Genomic DNA, 13,352 nt, shown 5'->3' on the forward strand with positions numbered 1-13,352 from the left:
GTGTCGTGCGGCCAGGGACGCCGTACGGCCATGGGATCGCGGGAGGCGGGGAGCGTGGGGCGCGGAGGACAGGGGCTTGCTCGGGTGGCCGTCGTGGTGCGGGCCGGGGCGGCGCCGTTGTGGTGGCTCGGAGTGGTCGCGGCGGGGGTCGGGGTCCTGCCGTCGGGGCTGACCGGGCGGCGGATCGGGGTGCTGGCGGGGGCCGCGCTGTTCCTCGTCGCCGTCGGCGGGGTGGTGTGGGCGGGGCGCAGGCGATATCTCGCGCCGGTGCGTGACGCCGTGCGCGCCGGGAAGCACGACGTCCTCCAGGACCGTGCCGTGACCCTGCGCACCTGGCGCCGGGGCCATCGATGGTGGCTGCTGCTCGGCTTCGCGGCCGCCCTGGGCTCGTCCTTCGCGCTCCCGGCCGCGGGCGGCCTGCTGCTCGCCGGCCTCGGCACCGGCCTCCGGCTCAAGGCGGCCCGGCTCGGCCGCCGCGAACTCGCCGAGGGCCGGCTCTTCTGGGTCCGCGTCGACCGGCTGTCCCGGCGCGGCGGCCGGCCGACGGGCAAGCGGGTGGCCGGGTACCGGGTCACCGGTATCGGGGCCGGGGACGCGGCGCCGGGGGGTGGACGGCGGCGGTCGTAGGACTGCCGCCGAGGCCCGGGGCCGGGGCGGGTCACTCGTCCCGGGCGCGCAGGACCAGCTTGTTCACCGCCCACAGGCCGATGCCGATGGCCAGGAGCACGCCCGCGCGGATGTAGACGTCGGCCGGGCGGTCGGCCAGCGGGCTTGCCAGGATCAGGGCGGTGACGGCGCCGAGGACCGGGAGCGCGGTCGGTGTGCGGAAGTGGGGGTGGTCGACGGGGTCGCGGCGCAGTACGAGGACCGCGATGTTGACGACCGCGAAGACACAGAGGAGAAGGAACGCGGTGGTGTCGCCGAGACCCTCGATCTCGCCGGTGGAGACCAGACCGATGGCGAGGACGGTGACGAAGACGATGCCCACGACGGGCGTGCGGCGGCGGGGCAGGACACGGGCCATGCCGCGCGGGAGGATGCGTTCGTTGGCCATGCCGTAGCAGAGGCGCGAGGCCATCATGATGTTGATCAGGGCCGAGTTGGTGACCGCGAAGAGCGCGATCAGGGCGAACAACTTGTGCGGGAAGTCGACCCCGCCGGCCTTCACCACTTCGAGGAGCGGGCCGCTCGACCCGGCCAGGGTCTCGGAGTCCACCAGGAGCGACGAGACCAGGGCCACCAGGACGTAGATCGTGCCCGTGACCGCCACCCCGATGAAGATCGCCCGGGGGAAGGTCCTGGTCGGGTCCTTCGTCTCCTCCGCCATGTTCACCGAGTCCTCGAACCCCACGAACGCGAAGAAGCCCAGGGCCGTGGCGCCCAGAACGCTGGTGAGCAGGGCGTATCCGGTGCCGCTGGACTCGAACTCGGTGAGCCGGGAGGGTTCACCGTCACCGCTCAGCACCGCCCAGGCGCCGATCGCCAGGATGATCGCCAGACCGGTCAGCTCGACCAGGGTCAGCACCACGTTCGTCTTCACGGACTCGGAGACCCCGCGCAGGTTCAGCGCGGCCAGCAGCACGATGAAGGTGATGGCGACGAGGGTGGGCGGCAGCGCGCCGTTCGTCAGCTCGTCCAGGTAGTCGCCGCTGAACGCGCGGGCGGCGGCGCTCGCCGACGACAGGCCGGAGCACATCACCATGAACGCGACGATGAACGTCAGGAAGGGCAGCCGGAACGCCTTCTGCGTGTAGAGCGCGGCCCCGGCCGCCTTCGGGTACTTGCCGACCAGTTCGACGTACGAGGCCGCCGTCAGGATCGCCACCACGAAGCCGATGACGAACGGGAGCCAGAGCGCCCCGCCGACCTTTCCGGCGACCTTGCCCGTGGTCGCGTAGATACCGGTGCCGAGAATGTCGCCGATCACGAAGAGGATCAGCAGCTTCGGGCCGAGCACCCGCTTGAGACCGCCCTCCTCGGCGGGTGCGGGTGTCGCGGCGGCGCTTTCGGTGGTGGACAAGGAACCTCCCCCGGTCGGTGATCCGTCCATCCGTCCAGGGAACTCCTGCCCGGTCGCGGGCCTCGGATGCGTTCGCAACCGGTTCTCGGAGCTTTCGGGTGAGGGGCGGGCCCGTGCACGGGGCGTGCCCGGGTCGTACTCAGGCGGTGCTCAGGCGGTGCTCAGCCGTGCCCGGGTCGTGCTCAGCCGGTCTTGAGGGTCCGCTTGGCCAGCTCGTACGCCGGGAGCATCTGCTCGTGCTCCTCGGTGTCGAGGCCGCCGAGGTGGACGACCACGGGCCCGTCCGGGGTGACCGTGACGAAGGCCCGCTCCCGCTTGGTCTCGTCCAGGGCCTCGCTGGTGTAGAGGTACGCGACCTCGCTGCCCGAGACGCCGGAGTCCGAGGTGAACGCGCTGTACCTCGCCTTGCTGGTGTCGCCCTCGGCCGCCACGAACTCCTTCAGCAGCGCCTGAGCGTCACCGGGCTTCGCACCGGCCTCGCCGGTCCAGACACGGAGGAAGCCGATGTTCCCGGCGGGCTTGGCGTCGATCTCGCACGCGGCGGTGAACGGGCCCTGGCGGAGCAGGCCCTCGGCCAACTCGGCGGGCAGTTCGTCCTCCTCGGACTCGACCGCCTCCGGCTGCCACTTCTCGGCCGTGTCGAAGGTGACCGGGAGTTCGCAGGCGGAACCGGTCGCGCCGACACTGCCGCCGCTCTTCGCGGCGTCGGCGTCGGCGTCGGCGTCGGCCTCGTCGGTCGTGTCGGCGGTGTCCTTCGCGTCGGCCGTCGCCGCGCCGGTGGCGCTCGCCGACGGCTTCGCGCCGTCGTCCTCCGCCGGCTCCGAGCATCCCGCCAGCACCCCGGCCAGCAGAGCCACCTGCGCCAGCACCGTCCCCCGTACCGCTCTTCCCACAGTCACCCTCACCCTCGTCTCTCGCTTCAGGGCGGACACGGTAGCGGGGGCCACGGCGGCGCTCCCCGGGTGGGGTGCGCGGCCGTGGCCCCGGTGCCGGGTGGGTGACCCGGTGCCGGGTGGGTCAGACCTCCAGCTCCGCCTCGATCCGCTTCAACTGGTGCCTGGCCATGGCCAGGTTGGCGCGCTTGGCGTCGAGGACCAGGTAGAGGAAGAGGCCGTTGCCGCCGCGGCCGGTGAGCAGGCGGATCAGGTGGTAGGCGTCGGACAGGGTGATCAGGATGTCCTCGATCTCGCCCTTGAGGCCGAGGTGTTCCATGGTGCGCAGCTTGGCGCGGACGACGTCGGTGTTGCCGGCGGCGGCGACATTGAGGTCGAACCCCTTGCTGCCGCCGATCGTGCCCAGTGCCATGCCGCTGGTGTAGTCGACCAGGGCGGCGCCGGTCGCGCCCTCGATGGACGCGAGGGCCTCTTTCAGCGTGGTCTCGGTGTTGGCCATGGTGATGCGGTGTCCTTTCAACTCTCACTGGTGGTAGGTGTGTTGGGAGTGGTTCGGGGGGTGGGGCGTGGGGTGGTGGCGCGCGGCGTCCGGCGCGGCATGGTGGACCTGACGGTGGCCTTGGCCGGTGTCTGGGCCGGGGTGGTGGTCGTGGCCGACGTGGTGGGCGTGGCGGGTCCGGCGGGTGTGGCGGGCGCGGTGGGTGTGCCCGTGGTCCTCGCCACCGACCGGGCCGGGTTCCTGGTGGCCGCCCTGGCGCCCGCCCCGGCCGTGGCGTCCTGCCGGGGCAGGGCGTCCATCAGCTCGCCGATCCGGCCGCCGGCGCGCCGGCCCTCCAGATGCAGCCGGCCCACGTTGACCCGGTCCTGGGCCAGCAGCGTCAGCACGGCGGACGAGCCCGCCGCGTATGTCGCCACATAGCCGTGGTCGCCGCGCAGCAGCAGTTCGCGCAGCTCGCCCCGTCCGGCGGCGTCCGTCATGCGTACGGCGACACCGAGCGCGGCGGCGGTGAGCGCGGCCAGGCCCTCCGGTTCCACGCCGGGCGTGTCGTGGGCGAGGACCAGCCCGTCCACGCTGGCCGCGAGCGCGCCGGTCAACTGGGGTACACGGGCCCTCAACCGGTGCAGTTCGTCGAGGACTTCGGCCTCCGCGGCCATGATCAGTCTCCTCTCGGCGGGACGCTCCCGCTGCCGCTCAAAGGGCCTCCAGCGCATCCCTGAGCCTTTGCAGTAGAGCCACGTCGGGGTCTGTGGTGGTGAGCGGCCAAGGTGGGGTGAGGGGTGGCGCCCCGCCGCCGGACGGGGGCCCGGCGGCGAGGGGGTGCCCCGGTGCGGCCGGCGGACGGCCGGTGAAGCCGGCCGGTGCGGTGCGGCTCGGGTGGGCCGGTGAGGTGTGGTCCGGGGCCGCCGACGAGGGGTGGCCCCGGCCGCCCGTCGCGAGGTCGGTCAGGTAGGCGGGCGGGAGCCGGTCCGGGTCGGTCGAGGCGATGTGGCCCGGGTCGGCAGACGCGGTGTCGCCCGGGCCGGACGAGGTGGCGCGGTCCGTGGCGGCCGGGCCGACGTGGTCCGGGTCGGCCGGAGCGATACCGTCCGGGTCGGCCGGAGGGACACGGTCCGGGGCGGCCGGAGAGGTCGTGGGCTGCGGCGGGGTGACAGGGGCGGGGCCCTGGTGGGTGGCGGGGGAGTGGTCCGGGCCGGCCGGGGCCGGTGGGGTTCGCGGCGCCTTCGGCGGGCCGGGCCGGGCCGTGGATATGAGTCCCGCGGCGGCCAGTCTTCGGATGTCCACGAGGGTGTGGAAGGCGGGGCGCCCCAGGGTCAGGGAGATCTCGGCGGCCGTGCGGAACCCGTCGACCTGACCGAGCACGGCTCCCTGGCGGGCCGGGACCGGCTGTGCCTCCAGCCTGGCCGCCCTGATCAGCGGGGCGTCGTCCGTGGCCGGGTCGGGCCAGATCCGGTGCAGCAGATCCCGGCGGCGCCGGGCCTCGCGCTCCACGGCGGCCAGCGGCACCGGACGGATCGGCCCCAGCCAGTGCGCGGCCCCGTAACGGAAGCTGGCCGGCGCGCTGCTTGGGCCGAGCACGAAGTACGCCGCGTCGAAGAGCGCCCCCACGTGGCACAGCTCCAGCGCGCCCCGGGCGACCCGGCCGCTGTCCACGAGGAACCGCCCGACCCGCAGCCCGGCCCCGGCCGTGTCGACCGCCTCCCGCCAGCCGTCGGTGTCCAGGACACCGCCGGTGGTGAGCAGCACGTCCAGGCCCGGGGACCGGGGGCTCTCGGCGTGCACCACCTCGCCGTCGGACAGATACAGCGCACCGGTCTCGCGCAGCAGGACGCCGGTGGCCCGCTCGGCGGCGAGGCGGCTCAGCATCGGGGAGACGGCCTGCCGGAAGTGCTCGCCCCGCACGGGCAGCGCGGGCGCCGGGGTGGGCACCGGTGTGGTGATCACGCTCATACCAGCACCAGCCGTCCCGCCATCTCGCCGAGCCGGATCCGGGCCAGCGCCAGATTGCCGTCCGTACGGGCCAGCCACAGATGCAGGAACACACTGCTGTCGAACGTCGTCCGCACGAACCGCAGCACGTGGTACGTGTCCCGGTTGCTGACGATCAGGTCCTCGACCGGCAGATCGGCCCCGGACCAGTCGGAACCCTCCTCCGGCGCGAACGCCCGGTGTTCCGCCGCGAGCCGCGCCAGCTCCGCCGCCTCCGCCGCGGTCGTCTCGTGGTCACCGCCGGGTGCCTCCCCGACCGTGCCCAGCGCCAGTCCACTGGTCCAGTCGACCACCGCGGCGCCCAGGGCACCGGGCAGCCTCATGGCCTCCACCAGACACTCGTCGATTCCGGGCACCGTGGCTCCCCTCCTGCCTGCGGTTCGGCTGAGTGACCCAGACGCTACGCACCGTGTGCGCGAGGGAGTGAGGGATCTGGCATTTTCCAGCGGAACATGCGGACAGGTGACTAAGGTGGGTCGACTTGCCTGCTTTTCACCGCTGTTGAGGCCGGAGAGACGCGTCAGCGCCCTGAAGTGGGCCTATGTGTCCGCCCTGCATACCGGGCCCGGACAAGAAGCCGACCGCCAACCATTCTGGGGGGCGCGAGGGGCGCAGGAGAGGGGGCGGCTGCCGCCCCGGGGCGCCCCGGAGCCCCCAAGGGGCGCGGGGACTGCGCGAGCAACCCCATCGGACCCGCAGCCGCCGAACGTCAGCTCCCCCGCCCCGCAAGGCGACTCTCAGAGCCCCAGCAGCCCCGCCCGGTCGGCTCCCCCCGCCTCGGCCACGATCTCCTCCACGCTCTGCGCCCGCCGCACCACCGCGAACCGCATCTCCCGCTCCCCGGGCGCGTACCCGTAGATCCCCGGCCGCGGCAGGGAGTTGTACGCGTAGTGGTGCGCGAAGTAGTACGCCCCCGTGTCCAACGCGGCCGCGTAGTCCCCCGGTTCGAGCAGCGGCAACTCCCGCCCCTCCGCCAGCAGGTCCCCCGCGAAACAGGCGGGCCCGGCCACGTCCTGCACCACCGCCGGCCCCTCCTTCGCGCGGCCCTTCCCGTCGTACGCCGCGATCCGCAGCGGCCACGCCCCCGGCGCGTACACCGTCCGCGTCGCCACCTGCACCCCGGCGTGGGTGACCGCGATCGCCCGCCCGCCCGCGCTCTTGGTGTACTCCACCCGCGCGACGACCGTGCCGTGCTTCGCCAGCAGTGACCGCCCGAACTCGGTCACCAGCCCGTACCGTCCGTCGAACAGCCCCGGCACCGCCTCCGCCAGCAGCCGCGCGTACTGCTCGTACGTCGGTGTCGCCGCCTCCGACGCGAAGTTCACCGGCAGTCCGCCGCCGATGTCGATCGTGTCGATCTGCCGCCGCCCGATCCGCCGGTTGATCTCCTCCGCCAGCTCGTACGTCTCCGTGATCCCCCGGGTCATCAGCGACAGCGGCATCCCCTGCGACCCGGTGTGCGCGTGCAGCCGGCTCAGCCAGGGACGGTCCAGATATGCCCGGACGACCCACTCCCGGGCGCCCTCGTCCCGGAGCGCCACCCCGAACTTCGATGTGGCCGTCGCCGTGGACAGTGCGTCGATCGCCCCCGCGCCGACCTGCGGATTCACCCGGATGCCGATCGGCGAGCGGGTCGTCGCCGACCGGACGAGCGCGTCGATACGGTCCAGCTCCTGCGGATTGTCCGCGTTGACCGCGATCCCCAGCGCCAGCGCCTCCCGCAGCTCCGCCGGGGTCTTCGCGGGCGAGTCCAGCACGGTCCGGCCCGGTGACACCCCGGCCGCCCGCGCCAGGGCCAGCTCCCCGGCGCTCGCCACCTCCGCGCCGATCCCGCTCTCGCGCAGCAGCCGCAGCACCGGCACCAGCGGTGTCGCCTTCACCGCGAACGCGTGCAGCACGGGCGTCCCCGGCGCCGTCACCGCGTCGAACGCCCTGCGCAGCGCCCCCGCCGAGGCCCGGATGCCGGTGACGTCCAGCAGGGCGACGACCGGTGTACCGGGGCCGAGCAGCCCCCGCTCCACCGCCGCCCGCACGGCCTCGTCCCGCCGGGCCGCCCGCTCGCCGTCGGTGTCGAACAGCCGCAGTGTGCGCTCGGTGTCTTCCTCGTCCTGCGGGTGGGCCCGGCCTTCGGCCGGCCCCTCCCCGACGGTTCCGTTCGTCACGTCTCCCATCTCTTCCCCCGCTGTCGCTGTCGCGTCGTCCGTCGTGTCGTCCGTCGTGTCGTCCTCCGGGCCCGGAGGGCCGATGTGTCCAGCCAAACATCCACGGCGCGCCCCCGCTGGCCCTACGGCTGTATTGACTAGCTCTATTCATCGGGTGAGGATGTGAATAGTTGCTGTAAAGCGAGGAGGCAGACCCGTGTCAGGACCCCGCCCCGTCCGAGCGTCGCGTGGTACGGAGCTCAGTGCTCTGGGCTGGCAGCAGGAAGCCGCTCTGCGGATGCTCCAGAACAACCTCGACCCCGAGGTCGCCGAGCACCCCGACAAGCTCGTTGTTTACGGCGGGACGGGCAAGGCGGCCCGGGACTGGCGCTCCTTTGACGCCATGGTCCGCACCCTGCGCACCCTCAAGCAGGACGAGACCATGCTCGTCCAGTCCGGCCGCCCCGTCGGCGTCATGCAGACCCACGAGTGGGCTCCCCGCGTCCTCATCGCCAACTCCAACCTTGTCGGCGACTGGGCCAACTGGGAGGAGTTCCGCCGACTGGAACAGCTCGGGCTGACCATGTACGGCCAGATGACCGCCGGCTCCTGGATCTACATCGGTACGCAGGGCATCCTTCAGGGCACCTATGAGACGTTCGCCGCGGTCGCGGCGAAGAAGTTCGGCGGCACTCTGGCGGGGACGATCACGCTCACCGCGGGCCTGGGCGGGATGGGCGGCGCCCAGCCGCTGGCGGTGACGATGAACGACGGTGTGGCGATCTGTATCGATGTCGATCCGCGGGCGATCGAGCGCCGGATCGTGCACCGGTACCTGGATGTGAGGGCCGAGAGCCTGGAGGATGCGCTGCGGCTGGCGGTGGAGGCGCGGGATGCCCGTCGTCCGCTGTCCATCGGTCTGCTGGGCAACGCGGCGGAGCTGTTGCCGCGGATGCTGGCGGAGGGCGCGCCGGTCGACATCGTCACCGACCAGACCTCGGCGCACGATCCGCTGGCCTACCTTCCGGTGGGCGTGGACTTCGAGGACATGGCGGATGCGGCGGCGAAGGACCCGGCCGGGTTCACCACCCGGGCCCGTGAGTCCATGGCCCGGCATGTGGAGGCCATGGTCGGTTTCATGGACGCGGGTGCGGAGGTCTTCGACTACGGCAACTCGATCCGGGGTGAGGCGCAGCTCGCGGGATACGACCGTGCGTTCGCCTTCCCGGGCTTCGTGCCCGCCTATATCCGGCCGTTGTTCTGTGAGGGCAAGGGGCCGTTCCGGTGGGCGGCGCTGTCGGGTGAGGCGAGCGACATCGCCAAGACGGACAGGGCGATCCTGGACCTGTTCCCGGAGAACGAGTCGCTGCACCGCTGGATCAAGATGGCCGGGGAGCGGGTGCACTTCCAGGGCCTGCCCGCCCGTATCTGCTGGCTGGGCTATGGCGAGCGCGACAAGGCCGGTGAGCGGTTCAACGACATGGTCGCCTCCGGTGAGCTGGCCGCGCCGCTCGCGATCGGCCGCGATCACCTCGACTGCGGTTCTGTTGCTTCTCCCTATCGGGAGACGGAGGCGATGCTCGACGGTTCCGACGCGATCGCCGACTGGCCGCTGCTGAACGCGATGGTCAACGTGGCCTCCGGTGCGTCGTGGGTGTCCATCCACCACGGCGGCGGCGTCGGCATGGGGCGGTCGATCCACGCAGGTCAGGTCTCCGTGGCGGACGGGACGAAGCTGGCGGGGGAGAAGGTGCGGCGGGTGCTGACCAACGACCCCGGGATGGGCGTCATCCGGCACGTCGACGCCGGCTACGACATCGCGGACTCCGTCGCCGACGAGCGGGGCGTACGCGTACCCATGCGTGAGGGGCACGAGGGTGAGGACGCGTGACCCGCAGTCGGCCTGAACTGATCGACGGCGCTTCCCAGCCGGCCGCCGGCGGTGCCTCCTTCCATGAGATGTGGCGGGACCTCGCACCGATCGGGCGGCATTCGGATTCCGGTGGATATCGGCGGTTCGCGTGGACCGGGGCGGATGCCGAGTGCCGGGCCTGGTTCGAGGAGCAGGCGCGGGACCGGGGGCTGGACTACGAGGTCGACCGCAACGGCAACCAGTGGGCCTGGCTGGGGGACCCGGCCGCTGGGGATGCCGTGGTCACCGGCTCGCACCTGGACTCGGTGCCCGACGGCGGGGCCTTCGACGGTCCTTTGGGCGTGGTGTCGTCGTTCGCCGCGCTGGACGAACTCCGTGCCCGGGGCGCCCGCCTCGACAAGCCCCTGGCCATCGTCAACTTCGGTGATGAGGAGGGGGCGCGGTTCGGGCTGGCCTGTGCCGGGTCACGGTTGGCTGCGGGTCAGCTGACCGTCGAGCAGGCACACCGGCTGACCGACGGTGACGGGATCACGCTGCCCCGGGCGATGGAGGCCGCCGGCTACGACCCTGAGGCCATCGGGGCGGACCCCGAGCGGCTGGCCCGGATCGGGGCGTTCGTCGAACTGCACGTCGAGCAGGGCCGGGCCCTGGACCTGTCCGGGGACGCGGTCGGCATCGCGAGTGCCATCTGGCCGCACGGGCGGTGGCGGTTCGACTTCCGGGGCGAGGCCAACCACGCCGGCACCACCCGCCTGGCCGACCGCCGCGACCCGATGCTGTCCTACGCCCAGACCGTCCTGGCCGCCCGTCACCAGGCCCAGCTCGCCGGGGCGGTGGCCACCTTCGGCAAGATCTCCGTCGAACCCAACGGTGTCAACGCCATCCCCTCCCTGGTGCGTGGCTGGCTCGACTCCCGCGCCGCCGACCAGGAAAGCCTCGACACAGTGGTCGGCGGGATCGAGGAGGCCGCCCGCGACTACGCCCAGGCGCATGGCATCGATCTGGACATCGTCCGGGAGTCCTTCACCCCGGTCGTGGAGTTCGACCACGCCCTGCGCACCGAACTCGCCCGCATCCTGGGCAAGGACACCGGTCTGACGGTCCCGGTCCTGGGCACCGGTGCCGGACACGACGCCGGGATCCTCTCCGGGACCGTCCCGACCGCCATGCTGTTCGTGCGCAACCCCACCGGCATCTCCCACTCCCCGGCCGAACACGCCGCCGAGGACGACTGCCTGACCGGAGTGAGCGCCCTCGCCGACATCCTGGAAGGGCTGGCCCGCAGGTGACATCGACGACCTACTGGCTCGAACACGCCTGGCTCGACACCCACGTCGAGCCCGGCGTGACCCTGACCGTGACGGACGGCCGCATCACCGCCGTCCGCCAGAACCTCGACACCCCGCCGCCCGGCGCAGTGGTCCTGCGCGGCCTCACCCTGCCCGGCCTGGCCAACGCCCACAGCCATGCCTTCCACCGGGCCCTGCGCTCCACCGTCCAGGTCGGCTCCGGCACCTTCTGGACCTGGCGGGAAGTCATGTACCGGGTGGCGGACCGGCTCACCCCCGACACCTACCACGCCCTCGCGCGTGCGGTGTACGCGGAGATGGCGCTCGCCGGGATCACGGCCGTCGGCGAGTTCCACTACGTCCACCACGCCCCCGGCGGCACCCCCTACACCGACCCCAACGCCATGGGCGAAGCCCTCATCGCCGCCGCCGACGACGCCGGCATCCGCATCACCCTCCTCGACACCGCCTACCTCTCCGCCGGCTTCGGCAAGGCCCCCGATACCCACCAACTCCGCTTCTCCGACCACACAGCCGACGCCTGGGCCGAACGCGCCTCCCTCCTCAAGGACCGGGACCACGCGAGGATCGGCGCCGCGATCCACTCCGTACGCGCCGTCCCCGCCGGCCAGCTGGCGACCGTCGCACACTGGGCCCAGGAACGCCACGCCCCGCTCCACGTCCACCTCTCCGAGCAGACGGCCGAGAACGACGCCTGCCACCAGACCCACGGCTGCACCCCCACCCGCCTCCTGGCCGACCACGGCGTCCTGGGCCCCCGCACCACCGGCGTCCACAACACCCACCTCACCACCACCGACATCACCCTGATCGGCGACACCGGCACCGGCACCTGCATGTGCCCCACCACCGAACGCGACCTCGCCGACGGCATCGGACCGGCCGTAGCCCTCCAGCAAGCCGGCTCACCCCTTTCCCTGGGCTCCGACAGCCACGCGGTCATCGACCTCCTCGAAGAAGCCCGCGCGATGGAGCTGAACGAACGGCTGCGCACCCGCACCCGCGGCCACTGGACAGCCGCCGCCCTCCTGCGCGCGGCCTCCGCCGACGGCCACACCGCGCTCGGCTGGGACCAGGCCGGCACCCTGGAGACGGGCGCGCTCGCCGACTTCACCACCCTCGCGCTCGACACGGTCAGGACAGCGGGGCCGCTGCCACGGCTCGGCGCGGAGACCGCGGTATTCGCCGCGTCGGCAGCGGACGTGACCCACACAGTGACCGCGGGACGACACGTCGTACGCGACGGGACACACACACGCGTCCCGGACGTGCCACAAGCCCTCGCGCACGCCATCGCAGCACTCCGCGGATGACCCGGGCCGGGCCGCCCCCGCGCCCGGCCCGCTCCTCGGCCTCCTCGGCCCCCGAACCCGATCCGACCGCCGACCAAGCAACCAAGGACGCCATGAGCAGCCCGACGACCGTCAGCCCCGCCGACTCGGCGAGCACCGCGAGTACGCTCATCACCAACATCGCTGCCCTGGTCACCAACGACCCCTCCCTCGGCGACGGTTCGCCTCTCGGACTGATCCAGGACGCGGCCGTCGTCATCGACGGTGAACGCATCGCGTGGACCGGTGAACAGAGCAAAGCACCCGCCACTGACAATCGGGTCGACGCCGGTGGACGGGCGGTGATCCCGGGCTTCGTGGACTCCCACTCCCACCTCGTCTTCGCGGGCGACCGGACCGCCGAGTTCAACGCCCGGATGTCCGGCCGGGCCTACAGCGCGGGCGGCATCCGTACGACCGTCGCCGCGACCCGTGCCGCCACCGACGCGGAACTGGAGGCCAACCTCACCCGTTACCTCCGCGAGGCGCTCCGGCAGGGCACGACCACCTTCGAGACGAAGTCCGGCTACGGCCTGACCGTCGAGGACGAGGCACGGGCCCTGCGCATCGCCGCCCGGCACACGGACGAGGTGACGTATCTCGGCGCCCACATCGTCTCCCCGGACCACGCCGACGACCCCGCCGCGTACGTGGCGCTGGTGACCGGCGAGATGCTCGACGCCTGCGCCCCGTACGCCCGTTGGATCGACGTCTTCTGCGAGAAGGGCGCCTTCGACGGCGACCAGGCCCGCGCGATCCTCACGGCGGGCAAGGCCAAGGGCCTGCACCCGCGCATCCACGCCAACCAGCTGTCGTACGGCCCCGGCGTCCAGCTCGCCGTGGAACTGGACGCGGCGAGCGCGGACCACTGCACCCACCTCACCGACGCCGACGTGGACGCCCTGGCGAACAGCCGTACGGTCGCGACGCTTCTCCCCGGTGCCGAGTTCTCCACCCGTGCCCAGTGGCCGGACGCCCGGCGGCTGCTCGACGCGGGGGTCACCGTGGCCCTTTCCACGGACTGCAACCCGGGCTCGTCCTTCACCTCGTCCGTCCCCTTCTGCGTCGCGCTCGCCGTGCGGGACATGGGGATGACACCGGACGAGGCGGTCTGGTCGGCCACGGCCGGGGGCGCGCGGGCGCTCCGCCGCGATGACATCGGCCGCCTCACGCCCGGCGCGTACGCCGATCTCGCGCTGCTGGACGCGCCCAGCCACGTCCACCTCGCCTACCGGCCGGGCGTTCCCCTGGTCACGGATGTGTGGCGCCGGGGCGTACGCGTGGTCTGACCGGCGG

11 protein-coding genes and 1 pseudogene are annotated in these 13,352 nt (G+C 72.8%); 5 read left to right on the forward strand and 7 right to left on the reverse strand.

The window, feature by feature from the left end; all coding sequences use genetic code 11:
* Window positions 1-30 precede the first annotated feature (30 nt).
* A complete protein-coding gene (locus tag J8M51_RS44905; RefSeq protein ID WP_267300061.1) occupies window positions 31-627 on the forward strand; it encodes a hypothetical protein in 597 nt (198 codons plus the stop codon).
* Window positions 628-658: 31 nt separating this feature from the next.
* Here the strand turns inward: J8M51_RS44905 and J8M51_RS44910 are convergent, their stop codons facing one another.
* The 7 genes and pseudogenes from J8M51_RS44910 to J8M51_RS44940 form a co-directional block, all read right to left on the reverse strand.
* Window positions 659-2,020 (reverse strand): APC family permease, encoded by a 1,362-nt coding sequence (locus J8M51_RS44910; RefSeq protein ID WP_086763232.1) that lies wholly within the window; start codon window positions 2,018-2,020, stop codon window positions 659-661.
* A 182-nt stretch (window positions 2,021-2,202) separates the two neighbouring features.
* Complete coding sequence (locus tag J8M51_RS44915) at window positions 2,203-2,919, reverse strand: lipoprotein (protein ID WP_398858159.1); 717 nt, start codon at window positions 2,917-2,919, stop codon at window positions 2,203-2,205.
* Window positions 2,920-3,037: 118 nt separating this feature from the next.
* Window positions 3,038-3,412, reverse strand: a complete 375-nt coding sequence (locus tag J8M51_RS44920) for a roadblock/LC7 domain-containing protein (protein WP_013003073.1) — start codon at window positions 3,410-3,412, stop codon at window positions 3,038-3,040.
* A 17-nt stretch (window positions 3,413-3,429) separates the two neighbouring features.
* On the reverse strand, window positions 3,430-4,068 hold the full coding sequence (locus tag J8M51_RS44925) for a roadblock/LC7 domain-containing protein (protein WP_267300062.1): 639 nt from the start codon (window positions 4,066-4,068) through the stop codon (window positions 3,430-3,432).
* A 310-nt stretch (window positions 4,069-4,378) separates the two neighbouring features.
* Window positions 4,379-5,362, reverse strand: a pseudogene (locus J8M51_RS44930) (hypothetical protein); the annotation flags it as partial.
* The gene (locus J8M51_RS44935) at window positions 5,359-5,757 is read right to left on the reverse strand and encodes a hypothetical protein (RefSeq protein WP_086757424.1); all 399 of its coding nucleotides are present in this window, start codon (window positions 5,755-5,757) and stop codon (window positions 5,359-5,361) included. The pseudogene J8M51_RS44930 and the gene J8M51_RS44935, both read right to left, overlap by 4 nt.
* A gap of 381 nt (window positions 5,758-6,138) precedes the next feature.
* Window positions 6,139-7,572, reverse strand: a complete 1,434-nt coding sequence (locus tag J8M51_RS44940) for a type III PLP-dependent enzyme domain-containing protein (protein WP_267300063.1) — start codon at window positions 7,570-7,572, stop codon at window positions 6,139-6,141.
* Between the two features lie 187 nt (window positions 7,573-7,759).
* Between J8M51_RS44940 and hutU the strand changes: the two genes are divergently transcribed.
* The 4 genes from hutU (at window position 7,760) to hutI (ending at window position 13,345) form a co-directional block, all read left to right on the forward strand.
* Window positions 7,760-9,433 carry a urocanate hydratase gene (hutU, locus tag J8M51_RS44945; protein WP_267300064.1) on the forward strand — a complete coding sequence of 558 codons (1,674 nt, stop codon included), beginning with the start codon at window positions 7,760-7,762 and terminating at the stop codon, window positions 9,431-9,433.
* 68 nt (window positions 9,434-9,501) lie between these two features.
* The gene (locus tag J8M51_RS44950; protein ID WP_267300195.1) at window positions 9,502-10,704 is read left to right on the forward strand and encodes an allantoate amidohydrolase; all 1,203 of its coding nucleotides are present in this window, start codon (window positions 9,502-9,504) and stop codon (window positions 10,702-10,704) included.
* Window positions 10,701-12,038 (forward strand): formimidoylglutamate deiminase, encoded by a 1,338-nt coding sequence (locus J8M51_RS44955; RefSeq protein WP_267299636.1) that lies wholly within the window; start codon window positions 10,701-10,703, stop codon window positions 12,036-12,038. The genes J8M51_RS44950 and J8M51_RS44955 overlap by 4 nt, the downstream gene beginning before the upstream one ends.
* Window positions 12,035-13,345, forward strand: coding sequence for an imidazolonepropionase (hutI, locus tag J8M51_RS44960; protein WP_086761062.1), 1,311 nt, complete (start codon window positions 12,035-12,037; stop codon window positions 13,343-13,345). The genes J8M51_RS44955 and hutI overlap by 4 nt, the downstream gene beginning before the upstream one ends.
* Window positions 13,346-13,352: the final 7 nt, after the last annotated feature.

It is taken from the genome of Streptomyces griseiscabiei (genome assembly GCF_020010925.1).
In the GTDB taxonomy this organism is placed as follows: domain Bacteria; phylum Actinomycetota; class Actinomycetes; order Streptomycetales; family Streptomycetaceae; genus Streptomyces; species Streptomyces griseiscabiei.